Here is a 16250-nt window from a genome sequence, read left to right as displayed (position 1 = left end):
CGCGCCGAGCGACGCGGCGGCCTGGCGCTGGCGGTCGTCGATGCCGGCGAGCACCGGCACGAGGGTGCGGACGACGAGCGGGAGGGCCACCAGGGCCTGGGCGATCGGCACCAGCAGGGGGCTTGCGCGCAGGTCGAGCGGAGGCTGGTCGAGGGCGATGAGGAACCCGAAGCCGAGGGTGACCGCGGAGACACCGAGCGGGAGCATGAAGAAGGCGTCGAGCACCGATCGCGCCCGCCTTCCGGCTCTGCTGCGGGCCTTCCGGGTCACCACGAAGGCGACGACGAGGCCCAGCGACAGCGACATCCAGGTGGCGTCCACCGCGATCCGCAGGCTCGCCGCGAGGGCGTGGGTGATCGAGACCTGCAACAGCCCGTCCGCCGACCCGGCGAGCGCTCGGTAGTGCTCGAGGCTCCACCGGCCCTGCCGTCGTACCGACCCGACCAGCAGCGCGAGGATCGGCAGCGCCACCAGCCCCAGGGTCAGCAGGGTCGCCGCCACAGCGGGGACGTCCCGCCGGCGCGGGGGCAGCGGAGCGGCGGCGAGGCGGCGCACCGTCGGGTCGGGTACGGCGCGCAGCCGGCCCACGACGACGAGCAGGGCCACGACCGCCAGCATCTGCACGAGCGAGAGCGCCGCAGCGGCCGGCAGGTCGAGGAGGTCGGCGGTGAGCAGGTAGATCTCCGTCTCGACCGAGGAGTAGCGGACCCCGCCGAGCACGAGCACGACCCCGAAGGCGGTCGCGCAGAACAGGAAGACGACGCTCGCCGACGACACGATCGCGGGGCGCAGGGCCGGCAGGGTGACCGTGCGGAAGACCTGGGCGGGGGTGGCGCCGAGGGCCGCGGCCGCCTCGGCGGGACGCCGGTCCAGGCCCTCCCAGGCGACGCCGACGGTGCGGATCACCACGGCCACGTTGAAGAAGACCAGGCCGATCAGGATCGCCGCCGGGGTGCCGTCCAGGCCGAGGAAGCCCAACGGACCGGACGAGGAGATCAGCTCCCGGACCGCGAGGCCCACCACCACGGTGGGCAGCACGAACGGCACCAGGAGCGCGGTGCGGATCAGCGCCCGGCCGGGGAAGCGCAGCCGATGCAGGACGTACGCCGCCGGCAGGCCGAGCAGGACGGCGACGACGGTGGCCACGGTGCTGGTCCACACGGTGAACCACAGCACACGCCCGGTGCGCGGGCGTCGCAGCACGTCGAGGACGGCACCGGGGTCGAACGAGCCGTCCGGCCACACGCCGCGGTGGATCATCGCGCCGACGGGCAGCACGAAGAAGACGGCGACGACGGCGACCGGGACCGCGGCGAGCAGCCCCAGCCCCAGTCGTCGGCTCATCGCGACACGATCTCCGTCCACTGCTCCAGCCAGGCCTTGCGGTTCTCGGTGATCTGCTCGGGCGTGGTCTGCTCCGACCCGACCGGCTGCTCGGGCCGCTGGGCGAAGCGGGCCCAGTCGGCGGGCAGCTCGACGGACGCGTCCACCGGGAAGACGTACATCTCCTCGGGGAGGGCCGCCTGCACCTCGGGCGAGATCAGCCAGTCGATGACGGCGTGCGCGCCCGCGACGTTGGTGTCGTCGCCGGCGAGGACGCCGGCGTACTCGACCTGCTCGAAGCAGTCGTCGAGCAGGGCGCTGGTCGTCGTCCTCTCTCCCGCCTCGTCGAGCGTGAACGCCGGCGAGGAGTCGTAGGAGACCACGATCGGCCGGTCGCCGCCGGAGAAGGTGAAGTCGGTGAAGTAGGCGTCGGACCAGCCCTTGACCACCTTGGCGCCGTTGTCCATCAGCTCGGTCCAGTACGAAGGCCAGTCGTCGCCGTACTTCGCGATCGTGGCGAGCAGGAAGGCCAGGCCGGGAGAGCTGGTGCTGGCACCGGGGATCACGAAGAGGTCCTTGTAGGCCGGCTCGGTGAGGTCGTCGATGGTGCGCGGGGCGGGGATCCCCTGGGCGGCGAACCAGGCGTCGTCGACGTTGACGCACACGTTGCCGCTGTCGACGGGCGTGAGCGCGTCGTCGCCATCACCGTCGAGCTCGACGGCGTCGGCGCCCTCGGGCAGCGTCGGGGCGTAGGAGGAGAACACGCCCTCGTCGATCGCGCGGCTGGCGAAGGTGTTGTCGATGCCGAAGACGACGTCGCCGACCGGCTTCTCCTTGGTGAGCACCAGCTCGTTGGTGAGGGCGCCGGCGTCCTCGAGCTTGCTGATCCTCAGGTGGTAGCCGGTGTCGCTCTCGAACTGCTCGACCAGGGTCTTGGGCAGGTTGAACGACTCGTGGGTCACCAGCGTGACGTCCTTGTCGTGCTTCCGCTCGCCGTCGCTCTCGCTGCCGACCAGCGAGCAGCCGCTCAGGAGGACGGCGGCCGTGGAGAGGACCAGGAGAGCGGAACGGCCCGGTGACGTGCGCATGCGCATCGGTTGACTCCCTTCGCCGGTGCTAACCGGATCAGGTTCGGAGGGTCTGCGGACGTCCGCACTCTCAGCACCCGGTGGTGCTCCCCTGTCTGACCGCTCCAGTCTAGATGGCGCTGTAGACCACGCCGTCCGGCAGGTGGGCGGCGGTGGCCCGGCCACGCGCGACGAGCAGGTCGAGGTGGGCCTTGGTCTCCATCGCGGCCATGCCCTGGCTGAAGACGTCGAGCTCGCCGAAGGCGCGCTCGTGGCGGGTCCAGCCGAGATCGCGCGCGACGACGAGCGCGGTGACCGGGCCACGCGCACGCAGCGAGGCGAGGCTCTGGTCGAGGCGGGTCTCGTGGTGGGCGAGCAGCTCGTCGACGCGTTCGTACGACGACGGCGCGACCGGCCCGTGCGCCGGCAGGATGCGCAGGTCGGGCAGCTGGCGGACGCGGGCGAGGGAGGCCATGAACTGGCCGAGCGGCTGGTCGGTGGGCGGCACCGTGAACCCGATCGACGGGGTGATGGTCGGCAGCACGTGGTCGCCGGAGAAGAGCACCCCCTCGGCCGGGTCGGCGAAGACGTAGTGGCCCGGCGTGTGGCCCGGGGTGTGCACGGCGTCGAGCCGGCGGCGGCCGATGTCGAAGGTCCGGTCGCCGTCGATCCACAGGTCCGGGAACGCCCAGTCCACGGCGTCGGGCAGGGAGCCGTCGTGACCGGCCGCCCACTGCTCGGCGATCTCCTCGGCCCCGGCGGTGCGCAGCACGTCGAGGAACGGGCTCTCCCCGATCTCGGCCCGCGCGGCGCGGTGGAGCAGCTCGAGGGCGGGCCGCTCCTCCTCGCCGAGGGCCACCTCGGCGCCGTACTCCTGGCCCAGGACGGTGGCGAGGGTGAAGTGGTCGCGGTGGACGTGGGTGACGAGGAACCGCTTGATGTCGCCGAACCCCGACCCGATCGAGCGCAGGCTCTTGTCGAGCAGCTCGCGGGCGACCGGGATCGACCACCCGCCGTCGATGAGGGTGAGCCCGTCGTCGCCCTGGACGGCGTAGACGTTGACCGCCTTGAGCGCGTCCATCGGCAGCGGGAGCGGGATCCGGTGGATGCCCTCGGCCACCTCCCAGGCGCCCTCGTCGGCCCAGTGCCGGCCGGAGTCGGGGGACACCGCGTGCCCGGTGGCGATGCCTCCAGTGGTCATGAACGCACTCTAGGACGGTCCTAGCCAGGCCCGGATCCGGGGCGGAGGTCGGGCAGGTGCAGGTCGAGATTGGGCTGCTGGATGCCGCCGTCGACCTCGAGCATCTTGCCGGTGACGTACTTGCCGGCCGGGGAGGCCAGGTAGAGGACCGCGGCGGCGACGTCCTCGGCCTCGCCGATGCGGCCCAGCGGGGTCGACTCCTCCAGCTGGGACCTCATCTCGGGGACGCCGGCGACGAACTCGAGAGCGCTGGTCATCACCGAGCCCACGAAGACGCCGTTGACGCGGATCTCCGGGCTGAGGTCGGTCGCGGCGAGTCGCGACCAGTGCGCCAAGGCCGCCTTGGCCGTGCCGTAGGCCAGGTAGCCGCGACCGGCCAGGCGGCCCATCGCCGAGGAGATCGAGGTGATCGACTTCTGCCGCGGGTCGTCCGGACCGCCTGCGGACGCCAGCATCAGCGGCACCGCGGCCCGGCTCAGCGCGTGCGCGGTCGCGACGTTGAAGTGGAAGGCCTCCTCCAGATAGGCGACGTCGGTGTCGAGGAAGGCGTTCGGGATGGTCCCGCCGACGTTGTTGACGACGACGTCGAGCCGACCGAAGGCGTCGTACGCCTGTTGGGCCAGGCCGGCGACGTCGTCGGTGTGCGCGAGGTTCGCCGGTACGACGAGCGCGCGGCGCCCGGCGTCCTCGATCCGTCCGGCGACCTGCTTCAACTGGACCTCCGTGCGCGCGGAGATGACGACGTCCGCCCCGGCCTCGGCCAGCGCGACGGCGGTGGCGGCGCCGATCCCGCGGCCGGCACCGGTGACGACGGCGACGTGGTCGGTGAGCAGGAAGCGGTCGAGGACGCTCATCGCTTCTCCCCTGCGCCGGTGACGAGCCCGCGCCCGGTGACCAGAGGCAGGTCGAGCGCGGTCACCAGGCCCGGCTCGGCCGCGACGACGGCGGGGATCGCGTTGATCAGCCGCTGCGCGGTCACGATCATCCCCGAGACGTTGTGGTCGCCGCGCTCGCCGTGGTGGGCGAGCTCGAGCCGCATGCAGGGCTCGCCGGTGATCTCCACGCGGTAGCAGCCGTCGCCCTCGGCCGGGGTCGGCCACTCGGGGACCTGGTCGGGCGCCGTACGCGTGACGTGCTCGAGGGTGATCCGGGCGACGCCGTCGACGGTGCCGATCACGCGGAAGCGGACGGCGGCCATCGTGCCCTCGGCGATGTCGAGCGAGACGGTCCCGGTGTCGCGCTCGGCCGGGCGCCGGTCGACCTCCTCGACGAGGGGCTCGTCGAGCGTCACCCCCAGGCCGGCCGCGATCACCCGGACGACCGGGCCCCAGGCCGTGGTGAGGATGCCCGGCTCCCACAGCAGCGGCGTGGGTCCGTCGAGCGGCTGGCCGAAGCCGAAGAGGTCGCGCATCACGACCGGCTGGTAGTACGTCGAGTAGTCGGCGATCTCGCTCACCACGATGTGGTCGATGCGCCGGCTGAGGCTGGTCAGGACCAACGGGAGGACGTCGTTGGCGAAGCCCGGGTCGATCCCGTTGACGTGCAGGCTGGCGCCGCCCTGGCGACCGGCCTCGTCGATCTCGTCGATCATCTCGGCGGGCAGCGTGCCGTCGCGGTGGAGCAGGATGACCGGCCCCGAGGACACGACGTTGACGCCGGCGCGGATCAGCTCGGTGAGGTCGGCGATCGACTCGAAGACCCGGTCGTCGGTCATCGCGCCGTGCACGACGCAGTCGGGACGCAGCGCGACCAGCACGTCGCGATCGGTGGTCGCCTTGATCCCGAGCTCGCGGTCGAGCCCGGCAAGCAGGCCGGCGTCCTGGCCGTGCTTCTCGGGGGTCGAGGTCCACACCCCGACCAGCTCGAGGTCGGGATGGGCGTCGACGCCGACGATCGCGTGCCGCCCGATCGTCCCCGTGGACCAGACGACGACTCGCAGCGGCTTCTCGGGGATGACCTGTGACATGCGGGCCAATGTAGAACGAGTTCTAGTTTCCGGGAAGAGATGTTTCGTGTCACGCGGGCGGGGGGAGGTGGCGCCGGACCGCCGAAGGAGTGCCATGAGCTCGGGACTGCCACCCACCCCTCCACCGCCGCCGGGTCCGCCGTACGGTCCTCCCGGCTTCCCCGTCCCCCCACCGGGACACGGGTTCGGAGCGCCGCCCAGACGCCGCACCGGGCTGTGGATCACGCTGTCCCTCCTCCTCGTGCTGCTCGTGGCCGGCGGCGGCGTCGCCGGCTTCCTGGTGCTGCGCGACGACGACAGCAGCGGAGGCGCCAGCGGCGAGGGCGGCGCCGACGAGTCGGGGGGCACCCCAGGGAAGGGTGGCCTGGCGAAGCGCTGGATCAACGCCTGCGCCGTCCTCGAGCCCGCGGCCCTCGAGCCATTGACCGGACCGGTCGACGGCAAGAACGGCCAGACCGTCTACGAGATGTACCGCGAGACTCCTCCCGAGGAGTTCGAGCACTCCGTGAGCACGTGCCGGGTCCGCTCCGGATCCGACTCGGGCGACGCCACCGGCTGGCAGCACATCGACCTCACCATCGACCTCGCCACCAGCGAGGATGGGGTGGCCAGCCTGTCCGAGCTGGTCGAAGGCGGCCAACCGCTGGCCGGGAGCGACGGCGCCGTCCACAAGGTCGACCCGCAGCTCGTCCAGGCGGGCTGGACCCACGAGCTGGCGAGTGTGCGTGTCGAGCTCCTGCGCCAGTCCGCGACGTCGGCAGACCTCTCCCCCGATCGGCTCGCCGCGCTGGTCTCCGAGCTGGATGCCCGGATCGCTGCCGGGCCGACCGAGCTGGTGGTACCGCCCGCGCCGGCGTCCCGGCCGAAGGCGGCGAACGACGCGTGCGCCCTGTTCACCGAGGAGGACCTGGCAGAGTGGGTGGGCACGGGATCCGGGGAGGTGACGCGGACCTTCACCCTGACCGATGTGCGCCCCATTGACTACGTCCAGACCAGTTGCCAGCGCGGGGTCGACGAGAACCTCGCATCCGCCGAGGTCAGGGTCACCTCCTTCGACACTGCCGCGGACGCCCTCGAGTTCGCCCAGGGCACCGCCGAGACGGGCGGCGCCACCAGCGAGACGGACGGCCTGGGCGACCACGCGTGGTACTTCACCTACAGCGGCGTCGAGCACCTCCTGGTGACGGTCGGCCCCGTCCTGCTGGAGGTCGAGGCGTCCCAGGTCGATCAGCCGCTCGAGCGGCTGACCGGGATCGCCGAGCTCGCCCTCGACCGGTTGTGAGGTTCCATCAGCGCGGCACCGGGATGACCTCACCCGGCGCCCACTCGGGGCACCGCGTGCCCGAGTAGATCGTCGGCATGCACCGGTTGCAGTGGATGCAGATGCCGCCGGTCGCCGCCCCTGCCCGGAGCCTGTCGACCAGGTCCGGCTCGCGCAGCAGCGCCCGGCCTATCACGACGAAGTCGAAGCCGTCGGCCATCGCCTGCCGCATGGTCGCGAGCCGGTTGATGCCGCCGAGGAGCATGAGCGGCATCGCCACGGCGGAGCGGAGCTCCAGCGCCTTGGGGCGGAAGTAGGCCTCCTCGAAGGCGTAGCGCTTCATGAACCCGCGTCCCACGGGTGTCTTCATGCCCCACTTCACGAGCGGCGGCATGGTCTCGGCGAACTCCGCCACCGGGGCGTCGCCGCGGAACAGGTACATCGGGTTCATCAGCGACGAACCGCCCGAGAGCTGGAGGGCGTCGAGGTGGCCGTCGGCCTCGAGCAAGCTGGGCCAGCTCGATGCTCATCGGTGTCGTCACGCCGCCCGCGAAGCCGTCGGAGACGGAGACCTTGGCGGTCACCGCAACGGCGTCCCCGACCTCCTCCCGCACGACGCGCGCGACCTGCCGCGCGAGCCGGGCGCGTCGTTCGAGCGGACCGCCCCAGCGGTCGCGGCGACGGTTGAGGCCGGGGGCGAGGAACGACGAGATGAGGTACGAGTGCGCCATGTGCAGCTCGAGCACGTCGAACCCGCCCCGCACCAGCGTGCGCGCGGTGTCGACGTAGGCCCGGGTGACCCGGGTCAGGTCCTTCTCGGACGCCGCGCGGATCATCTGCATCGACAGCGGGCTCGGCATCGGGCTGGCCGCGATCGCGGGAACGCCGTTGGAGCGGCCGTTGGCCACCGGGCCGGCGTGGCCGACCTGGCCGGCGATGGCGGCGCCGGTCGCGTGGATCTCGTCGGCGATCCGGGTCAGGCCGGGCAGGGTGCGCTCCCCCACGACGATCTGCTCGCGGTGGGTGCGGCCGTCGGGCGCGACGGCGAGATAGGCGACGGTCGTCAGGCCGACGCCGCCGGCGGCCGGGGCGCGGTGGTAGGCGATGAGCTCGTCGGTGACCACGCCGTCCGGCGTACGCCCCTCGAAGGTCGCGGCCTTGACGGTGCGGTTGCGCAGCCGGACCGGACCCAGGTCGACCGGGGCGAAGACGTCGGGGATGCTCACGCGGCGCACTCTAGACTCGAGCTGGAACACGTTCTAGAAGGTCGGTCGCCGGAGAGCGAGCGAAAAGTGAGAACTCGTCATCCATTGCCGAGTCCCGGTACCGCCCTAGGCTCCGGAGCATGGCCAAGACGCTGTGGCGGGACCGCAACGAGTCGCTCGACCCGGAGACCGACTACGTCGAGATCTACCAGAACCTGGCTCTCTACGAGTTCACCTGGGACCTCACCCAGGCCCTGAGCTTCGCGCTCTTCCGGACCTACGCCGTCCCGAGCATCGGCCGGCTCCTCGACGAGACCGGCGCGTTCACCCGCGCCGTGCAGAAGCGGTACGACGACACGGCGCTGCTCCTCGAGGCGCCGTTCGTGCACGGCTTCGACTCCGAGTCCGGCAAGGCCGCGCTGCGCCGGATCAACCAGATGCACCGCATGTACGACATCTCCAACGACGACTTCCTCTACGTGCTCTCGACCTTCGTGGTCGTGCCCAAGCGCTGGCTCGACGACTACGGCTGGCGGGCCCTGACCGACACCGAGCTGCGGGCCTGCGTGAACTACTACCGGGCGCTCGGGGGGCACATGGGGATCAAGGACATCCCCGAGACGTACGACGCCTTCATGCACCTGATGGACGACTACGAGCGCGCCCACTTCGACTTCGACGCCGGCGGGCGCCGGGTCGCCGACTCCACGCTGCAGCTGATGACGACCTTCTACCCGCGCCCGCTGCGCAAGCCGGTCGAGCTGTTCAGCCGCGGCCTGATGGACCAGCCGCTGCTCGACGCCTTCGCCTACACCGACCCGGGCCCGGTCGTGCGCCGGCTCAGCGTCGGCGCGATGAAGGTGCGGGCCCGGCTGCTGCGCTTGACGCCGTCAAACCGGGTCCCGACGTACACGGCCGACCTGCCGCGGATCAAGAGCTACCCCGACGGTTTCGCGCTCGACGAGCTCGGCACCTTCCCTGTGCCCGGGGTCGGCGGCTGCCCGGTGCGCCACGACGCCAGCGCCTGACCTCCGGTCGAGGTCGGAACGCCGCTGCGCAGGCCTCCTCGACGACCGCACACGGAACCTCGTGGAGCACGGCGACGGGCCCGTCGCCGGCGCGGACGAGCAGCCCGTTGCCGTCGGTGCGCCAAGGTCGTTCGTCCGGCGGTTGACGCCGTGGTGGAAGATCGCGCCCGGGCCGGACACGGGCTCCGCATCAGCCGTTGAACTTCGGTGCCCGCTTCTCCACGAACGCGGCGACGCCCTCGCGCCCGTCAGCGCTCTCGGCGAGGGTGCGGATCGACAGCGACTCCTTGCGCAGCGCGGTCTCCGGCGTCGGTGCGGCGACCTCGCGCAGCAGCCGCTTGGCGGCGGCGTTGGCGGTGGCGGAGCCCGCGGCGAGGGCGTCGACGACCTGGTCGACCGTGGCGGCGAGGTCGTCGGCGGGTACGACGCGGGCGACCAGGCCGGCGTCGTACGCGTCCTGGGCGGTGAGGAGGTCGCCGAGCAGCGCCAGGCGCAGGGTGCGGTGGAGGCCGAGGGTGTGCACGAGCAGCGAGCTGCCACCGTCGGGCGAGAGCCCGACCTTGGTGTAGGCGAGGCTGAACCGCGCGCTGTCGGCGGCGATCACGATGTCGGCCGCGGCGGCGAGCGGGAAGCCGGCCCCCGCGGCGGTGCCCTGGACGGCGCTGACCACGACCGCGTCCGAGCGGACCAGCTCGCTCACCGCACGGTGCAGGGCCTCGGCGAGGTCGTCGATGAAGGACGCGACGTCGTCCGCGCCCGCGAACGCGCCGAGGTCGCCACCGACCGAGAAGAACCGGCCCTCGGCGGCCAGGACGACGACCCGGGCGCCGTCGCGGTGGGCGGACCGGACGGCGTCATGGAGCTGGGCCACGGAGGCGTGGTGGAGGGGGTTGCCACGGTCGCCGTCCACGAGGGTGATCCGGGCGACGCCGGCGCCGTACTCGTAGCGCACGAAGGTGTCGGTCATGGCGCCAACTATCGCCCAGGCAGGTGAGGGGTGGGGGCGGGGGGCGGGTTGCAGGAATCGCCGGCCGACCGGCGATTCCTACATCCCGCTCTCCAGGCTCAGGACGCGCAGTCGCCCGTGTCGACCTCGGTGTCCTCGGTCCCGGGGGCGGATCCGGCGCGCACGCTGGCCTGCACCTGCCGGGCGGTGAGGGCGTAGCCGGTCTCCGGATCGGTGACCGAGGCGGCGAAGACCACGCCGGCGACCTTGCCCTGCGGGGTCACGATCGGGCCGCCGGAGTTGCCCGGGCGGACCAGGCCGCGCAGGGAGTAGACCTCGCGGACCACCGTGCCCTCGCCGTAGATGTCGGGCGAGCGGAGGTTCTGCATCGCGCGGATGCGGCCGGTCTGCACGTCGAAGGGCCCGTCCTGGGGATAGCCGACGATGGCGACCGGGTCCTCCGCGTCGACCTTCGTGTCGAGCTCGAGCACGGGGGCGTCGTCGGTCTCGAGGGCGAGGACGGCGACGTCGAGGTCCCGGTCGTAGAGCACGACCCGGGCCAGCTCCGTTCCGCCGCCGATGCTGACCTCGGGGTCGTCGACGCCGGCGACCACGTGGGCGTTGGTCATCACCCGGTCGGGAGCGACGACGAAGCCGGTGCCCTCGACACCGCGTCCGCAGTCGTTGGCCCCCCGGATCTTCACCACGCTGGACCGGGTCGCCTTGACCGGCTCGGTGCCCGGCAGGTCGGTCGGGCCCGGCGCCACCTCGACGATCCGCTCCGGCGCGAACGGCTCGAGATAGCGCGGGAAGAAGCCGTTGCCGACGACGTTGTTGAACGCCTGGAGGGCGTTGGGGGCCGACTCCGGCAGGACCTGGTTGACCTCCGAGAGCACGACGGAGCTGCGCACCATCGAGGTGACCGGGCCGATCCGGGTGCCGGAGATCGCGACGCCGAGCGCCCAGGCGACGAGCAGCACGGCGAGCCCGCTCAGCAGGGCGCCGCCGATGGCGTCGAGCGCGCGGGCGGGCTGCCAGGTGATCCGCTCCCGGACCCGGGCGCCGGCGTACTGCAGGACCGCCTGGCCGAGCGAGGCGCACAGGATGACGATGAACAGCGCGCCCAGGGAGACCGCGAGCGACGGCTCGAGGCTGCTGAGCACGAGGGGCGCGAGCAGGATCCCGCCGAGGCCGCCGCAGAGCAGGCCGATCGTGGCGAAGGCGCCGGTGACGAAGCCCTGCCAGTAGCCGGACAGGGCGTACGCCGCGACGAGGATCAGCAGCAGCCAGTCGAGGACGTTCACGCTCCACACCCTGCGCTCACTCGTCGGGCTCCAGGATGTCCATGCCGTCCCCCGCATCCTCGTCGGCAGCTGCCGCGGCGGCCGTCCGGCGGACGTGCTCGGCGAGCATGTAGTCCGGGAGATCATGCACCGGCGGGTCGCTGACCGGTGGGAGCCACCCGAGGAAGTCGAAGAAACGGGTGAGGATGCCGCCCGTGAAGCCCCACAGGATGACGTCCTTGTCGGGTCCGATGAGGAACCCGGGGCCGGTCCACCCGCCGGGGTGGCGCACCTGGATCCGGTGCTCGGGCGCGAACAGCTCCTCGAGGGTCACGTGGTGGATCGCGTGCACCTCCTCGGGCGAGGCGACCCGGATCGGCATCGGCTCGCGCCACCAGCCGATCACCGGAGTCACCGCGAAGTTGGACGGCGGCAGCCACAGCTCGGGCAGGGTGCCGATGACCTCCACCCCCGCCGGGTCGACGCCGATCTCCTCGTCGGCCTCGCGCAGCGCCGCCTCGACGACCGTCTCGCCGGGGTCGATGCTCCCGCCGGGGAAGGACACCTGGCCGGGGTGGGAGCGCATGTCGTGGGCACGCTCGGTGAGCAGGACGTCGTGGTCGCCGAAGAGCATGAGGACGGCTCCGCGGCGTACCGGCTTGTCCTTGGGCGGCAGGAACGAGGTGAGGTCGCTGCCCCGGATGGCGCGCGCGCCCTCCGCGACCGGGTGCAGCCAGTCGGGCAGGTCCGCGGGCAGAGTCTCGGGGCGGCCGCTCACGACGCCGCCTTCGCGGTCAGGTCGATGCCGAGCTCGTCACGGACCAGTGTGACGACCTCGGCTGCCGAGGTCACGCCCCCGACGTGGGGGCGGGAGACGGTGCCGTCCGCGGACACGAACAGGAAGAACGGCAGGCCGGGGCCGAGCTCGGCATCGGTCTTCTGGAGGTCACCGCACGCGTCCGCGAGGGACGGGTAGGTGACACCGCTCAGCCGCGCCAGCTCGATCGCGGCCCCGGGATAGGTGTCGAGGTAGTTGACGCCGATGACCTGCACCTGGTCACCATGGGCAGCGTAGAACTCCTGCAGAGCAGGCATCTCCTTGCGGCAGGGCCCGCAGTTCGACGCCCAGAAGTTGAGGACCGCCGGGCCCTGGATGGCGTTCAGCCGCACGCTGCCCTTCTCGCCGAGGCAGTCGAGGTGGATCGACGGCAGTGCGGTGTCCGTCCCGGTCGCGGGGATCTCCTGACAGCTCGCGATGCCGGCGTCCTCGCGGTCGCGTACGACGTCAGAGGACGCGACGTCGACCTTGCACGCGAAGGCGGGCGCGGCGCCGTCGCAGCCGGTGAGCAGGACGGCGCCCGCCATCAGTGCGACGAGCACGGCGGGAACGCGCACCATCAGTTGGGTCCCTCGGTGCGGACCAGCTTCTCCGCCTCGACCGGGTCCGTGGGCCCGGTGCCGTACGACGGGCACCAGCGCGCGACCGGGCAGGCGCCGCATGCGGGCTTCTTGGCGTGGCAGCGTCGCCGCCCGTGCCAGATCAGGTGGTGCGACAGCATCGTCCAGTCCCGCTTCGAAAACAGCGCCCCGATGGCGTGCTCGACCTTGACCGGGTCGGTCTCCTCGGTCCAGCCCAGACGGCGGGCCAGGCGACCGAAGTGGGTGTCGACGGTGATGCCGGGCAGGCCGAACGCGTTGCCGAGGACGACGTTGGCGGTCTTGCGGCCCACGCCGGGCAGCGTCACGAGGTCGTCGAGCCGCGCGGGCACCTGGCCGTCGTACCTCTCGACGAGGGCGGCGCTCAGCTTGAGCAGCGACTCGGTCTTGGCGCGGAAGAAGCCCAGCGGGCCGACGATCTGCTCGAGGTGGGCGCGGTCGGCGGCGGCCATCGACGCGGGGTCGGGGTAGGCCGCGAACAGGATCGGACGCACGAGGTTGACCCTCTTGTCGGTGGTCTGCGCCGAGAGGACCGTGACGACGAGGCACTCGAAGGGGTTGTCGAAGTCGAGCTCGGCCTTCGCGTCCGGGTAGGTCTCGGCGAGCACCCGGTCGATCTTGCGCGCCCGCCGGACGAGCTGGGTCGACGTCTCCCCCGTGATGTCGATCGGCCGCACGCGGGCAACCCTACGGTGTGGTCCCGACAGCCCTGCCCTGCGCGTCCGCTAGGTGTGACATGACGCACTGGCTAGGATGCGGGCGACCGGTCCCATGTTCTTTGGAGGAAGCGTGGACAACGACGTACTCCGTCAGGCGCCCCTGTTCAGTGCCCTCGACGACGAGGCGATGGCAGGGCTGCGCACGTCGCTGGCCACGACCCGCCTGCGCCGCGGCGAGGTGCTGTTCCACGAGGGCGACAGCGGCGACAAGCTGTACGTCGTCCTCGAGGGCAAGGTGAAGCTCGGCCGCACCTCCTCCGACGGCCGCGAGAACCTGCTGGCGATCATGGGCCCCGGACAGATGTTCGGCGAGCTCTCGCTCTTCGACCCCGGTCCGCGCTCGGCCACCGTCACCTGCGTGACCGACGCCGAGTTCGCCTCGCTCTCCCACGAGGACCTGCTGCGCTGGCTCGAGGGGCGCCCGACGGTCGCCCGCGGCCTGCTCGCGCAGCTCGCCGCCCGCCTGCGCCGGGCCAACGACGTCGTCGCCGACCTGGTGTTCTCCGACGTGCCCGGCCGGGTCGCCAAGGCGCTGCTCGACCTCGCCGACCGCTTCGGCCGCACCGCCGACGACGGCGTGCACGTGCACCACGACCTCACCCAGGAGGAGCTCGCCCAGCTGGTCGGCGCCTCCCGCGAGACGGTCAACAAGGCGCTCGCCGACTTCGCCTCGCGCGGCTGGCTGCGCCTCGAGCCCCGCTCGGTCGTCATCCTCGACATGGAGCGGATGTCGCGCCGCGCCCGCTGACGCGGCCCGAATTCACCCTCGGTTTCACCCACGGATCCACCCTTTTTCCAGTCCGGCAGCGCACCGGCGGCGATAGATTGCGATCGCCTGCCTGCAGGCCCCCCAGCTGCTCCCACTCTGGATCGGGGTCGTCCCGTGCGCCGTCAACATCGTGCCAGATTCCTGTCCGCCGCGGGGTCCGCCGCGGGGTCCGCCGCCGCGTGCGCCGCGGTCGCGGCCGTGGTGGTGGCGATCGTCCTGGGCGTCGCGCTCCTCGGCGCGGGTACGACGGCCGCACGTCCGACGACCCCCGCCCTGCTCGCGGCGCCCGCGCCCGAGCCGCCCCGGCTGCTGTTCCGTGAGGACTTCGAGGCGGTGTCCGGCGGGAGCTGGCAGTCGCTCACGTCGTACCCCGGCGCCGGCGGAGCGGGCTACGCGGCGACGACGTACTGGTCCGCGCCGGAGATGTGCAACGGCCTGGTCACCCTGCACGCGCCGCCGAGCCCGGCCAGCCCGTGCCCCCACCACACCGATGTCGGCGTCGCCTCCGAGCGGCTCCCGCAGGCCCACGGCGCACCGGCGTCCACCGGCAACCACGCTCTGGCGTGGTACTCCTACGACCCTGACGCAGCCCACCCGATGGCGCCGGGCGACGTCCTGCTCCGCACGGTCGGCGGGATCCCGGTCCCGGCAGGTGGCCGGTTCCTGCGGGTCGCCTTCGACGGGGCCGGCATGCAGTGCCCCAACCCGGCCCCGCTGCTGACCCTCGCCATCGACGAGTCCGGCACCGAGCGCGACCCCTGGGCCGCTCCGGTGGAGCTGTGCACCGACCCGCGCTCGGTCGACGTCGGCGCGTCGGCGTACGGGCGGGTGCGCGTGGGCCGCTACGAGTCGGAGAGCGCGGTCCGCGTGCTGTCGACCAGCGTGGAACTGGTCGTCCGCAACGGCGACCCCGGCACTCCCGGGCACTACAACGACGGCGGCATCGACGAGCTGCGGCTCCTCGACGTGACGCCCGCCCTGCACGTCGAGTACGTCGAGGCCGGGCCGGTCACGACCGGGCAGACGGCGACGCTGCGCTTCGTCGTCGTCAACAGCACCGACCTGCTCGCCAAGGACGGCTGGGGCTTCCGCGACGACCTCCCCGCCGGGCTGTCCGTGGCCGGCCCCGCGACGACCACCTGCCCGGCGACGACGGTGACCGCGCCGAGCGGCGGCAGCGCGGTGCAGGTCGACACCGGGCGACTCGACGCGGGCCTCGCCTCCTGCGAGGTGCGGGTGCCGGTGACCACCCAGCAGGCGGGGACGTACGCCGCCGGCGCGGTCCAGCGCACGGCGCTCGACGCGTCGGGGACGGCGTCGGTGCAGTTCGTCGCGCCCGCCCCGCCACCGCCGTCGCCGCCGCCGGCGACCGCTGGGCCGGTCGTCGTACCGTCCTCCGGCGGCACGAGCCTCCCGAAGAGCAGTCCGGGCGCGACCTCGGCTGCGACGGGCGATGCGACGGGCGACACCGCGACGAGCATCGGAGCCGACCCGACCACCGCCGTCGACCCGACCGACTCGATCGACTCGGGGTCCGCCGATCCCTCGGCCGACGCGACCGCGGCCACGGACGACCCACCGGCCGCCGCGTCGGGGCCGGACGGCGGGGCGCCGGAGGCGCGCGGGGACCGCCCCGCGCCGGCCGGCTCCGACAGCGAGCCGTACTCGCCCGGCTACGACGTCGACCGGGCCCGTCCCGAGGCGCCGAGCGTCCTGACCGAGCAGCTCCCCAGCATCCTCGACGTCGTCCGCGATCCGGCGCTCATGGCCTCGGCCCTGGCCGGGGGCCTGGTCTGGACGCTCGGGCTGGTGGTGACCACCGGAACCCTCAACCGCGCCCTCAAGACCCGCTACGACCGGATCGCCGCGCTCGCCGGCCGGCTCGGGGCGCGGCCGCTGCTCGCCCGGATCGCGCACGTGCTCGGCAGCGGGCACTGGCTGGTCATCGTCGGCCTGCTCGCCGTCAACGCGACGGTGCTGGCGTTCGTCGATCCCCACCTGGGGATGAACGCGTCGTCGGTGCGGCTGGTCGTGTCGATCGCGAC

Annotated in this window: 15 protein-coding genes, 1 pseudogene and 1 riboswitch; of the genes and pseudogenes, 4 read left to right on the top strand and 12 right to left on the bottom strand. The window is 72.6% G+C overall.

The window, feature by feature from the left end:
* The 5 genes from FHP29_RS18820 to FHP29_RS18800 form a co-directional block, all read right to left on the bottom strand.
* Nucleotides 1–1344 (bottom strand): ABC transporter permease (locus tag FHP29_RS18820; protein WP_205014277.1); only part of this gene is annotated, 1344 nt, incomplete at its 3' end.
* Entirely contained in the window at nt 1341–2417 is a 1077-nt protein-coding gene (locus tag FHP29_RS18815; protein WP_139624416.1) for a thiamine ABC transporter substrate-binding protein, read from the bottom strand. The genes FHP29_RS18820 and FHP29_RS18815, both read right to left, overlap by 4 nt.
* A riboswitch (TPP riboswitch) is annotated at nt 2409–2514 on the bottom strand. It overlaps the preceding gene by 9 nt.
* Before the next feature lie 6 nt (nt 2515–2520).
* The gene (locus tag FHP29_RS18810; RefSeq protein WP_139624415.1) at nt 2521–3591 is read right to left on the bottom strand and encodes an MBL fold metallo-hydrolase; all 1071 of its coding nucleotides are present in this window, start codon (nt 3589–3591) and stop codon (nt 2521–2523) included.
* A gap of 20 nt (nt 3592–3611) precedes the next feature.
* Nucleotides 3612–4445, bottom strand: coding sequence for an SDR family oxidoreductase (locus tag FHP29_RS18805; RefSeq protein WP_139624414.1), 834 nt, complete (start codon nt 4443–4445; stop codon nt 3612–3614).
* Entirely contained in the window at nt 4442–5557 is a 1116-nt protein-coding gene (locus tag FHP29_RS18800) for an NAD(P)H-dependent amine dehydrogenase family protein (RefSeq protein ID WP_139624413.1), read from the bottom strand. Before FHP29_RS18800 ends, FHP29_RS18805 begins: the two co-directional genes overlap by 4 nt.
* A gap of 94 nt (nt 5558–5651) precedes the next feature.
* Between FHP29_RS18800 and FHP29_RS18795 the strand changes: the two genes are divergently transcribed.
* The gene (locus FHP29_RS18795; RefSeq protein WP_139624412.1) at nt 5652–6839 is read left to right on the top strand and encodes a hypothetical protein; all 1188 of its coding nucleotides are present in this window, start codon (nt 5652–5654) and stop codon (nt 6837–6839) included.
* A gap of 7 nt (nt 6840–6846) precedes the next feature.
* On the opposite strand, the gene FHP29_RS22935 is transcribed toward FHP29_RS18795, so the two are convergent.
* Both FHP29_RS22935 and FHP29_RS22930 read right to left on the bottom strand, forming a co-directional pair.
* The gene (locus tag FHP29_RS22935) at nt 6847–7326 is read right to left on the bottom strand and encodes a beta/alpha barrel domain-containing protein (protein WP_240044669.1); all 480 of its coding nucleotides are present in this window, start codon (nt 7324–7326) and stop codon (nt 6847–6849) included.
* A gap of 88 nt (nt 7327–7414) precedes the next feature.
* Nucleotides 7415–8044 (bottom strand): annotated as a pseudogene (locus FHP29_RS22930) (oxidoreductase); the annotation flags it as partial.
* Between the two features lie 119 nt (nt 8045–8163).
* Between FHP29_RS22930 and FHP29_RS18785 the strand changes: the two are divergent.
* Nucleotides 8164–9051 (top strand): oxygenase MpaB family protein, encoded by an 888-nt coding sequence (locus FHP29_RS18785; protein ID WP_139624411.1) that lies wholly within the window; start codon nt 8164–8166, stop codon nt 9049–9051.
* A gap of 190 nt (nt 9052–9241) precedes the next feature.
* Here FHP29_RS18785 and FHP29_RS18780 read toward each other — a convergent pair whose 3' ends face one another.
* The 5 genes from FHP29_RS18780 to nth form a co-directional block, all read right to left on the bottom strand.
* The gene (locus FHP29_RS18780; protein ID WP_139624410.1) at nt 9242–10018 is read right to left on the bottom strand and encodes an enoyl-CoA hydratase/isomerase family protein; all 777 of its coding nucleotides are present in this window, start codon (nt 10016–10018) and stop codon (nt 9242–9244) included.
* A gap of 98 nt (nt 10019–10116) precedes the next feature.
* Nucleotides 10117–11301 (bottom strand): MarP family serine protease, encoded by a 1185-nt coding sequence (locus FHP29_RS18775; protein WP_139624409.1) that lies wholly within the window; start codon nt 11299–11301, stop codon nt 10117–10119.
* A gap of 16 nt (nt 11302–11317) precedes the next feature.
* The gene (locus FHP29_RS18770; protein WP_240044600.1) at nt 11318–12058 is read right to left on the bottom strand and encodes an NUDIX hydrolase; all 741 of its coding nucleotides are present in this window, start codon (nt 12056–12058) and stop codon (nt 11318–11320) included.
* Nucleotides 12055–12678 carry a TlpA disulfide reductase family protein gene (locus FHP29_RS18765; protein ID WP_158296643.1) on the bottom strand — a complete coding sequence of 208 codons (624 nt, stop codon included), beginning with the start codon at nt 12676–12678 and terminating at the stop codon, nt 12055–12057. The genes FHP29_RS18770 and FHP29_RS18765 overlap by 4 nt, the downstream gene beginning before the upstream one ends.
* Nucleotides 12678–13394 carry an endonuclease III gene (nth, locus tag FHP29_RS18760; RefSeq protein WP_139624407.1) on the bottom strand — a complete coding sequence of 239 codons (717 nt, stop codon included), beginning with the start codon at nt 13392–13394 and terminating at the stop codon, nt 12678–12680. The genes FHP29_RS18765 and nth overlap by 1 nt, the downstream gene beginning before the upstream one ends.
* Before the next feature lie 112 nt (nt 13395–13506).
* On the opposite strand from nth, the gene FHP29_RS18755 reads away from it, so the two are divergent.
* Complete coding sequence (locus FHP29_RS18755; RefSeq protein WP_139624406.1) at nt 13507–14184, top strand: Crp/Fnr family transcriptional regulator; 678 nt, start codon at nt 13507–13509, stop codon at nt 14182–14184.
* A 225-nt stretch (nt 14185–14409) separates the two neighbouring features.
* Nucleotides 14410–16250 (top strand): DUF7933 domain-containing protein (locus FHP29_RS18750; RefSeq protein ID WP_158296642.1); only part of this gene is annotated, 1841 nt, incomplete at its 3' end.

The organism is Nocardioides albidus (assembly GCF_006335005.1).
Lineage (GTDB): Bacteria > Actinomycetota > Actinomycetes > Propionibacteriales > Nocardioidaceae > Nocardioides > Nocardioides albidus.
This window is presented reverse-complemented; position numbering and strand designations above follow the sequence as displayed.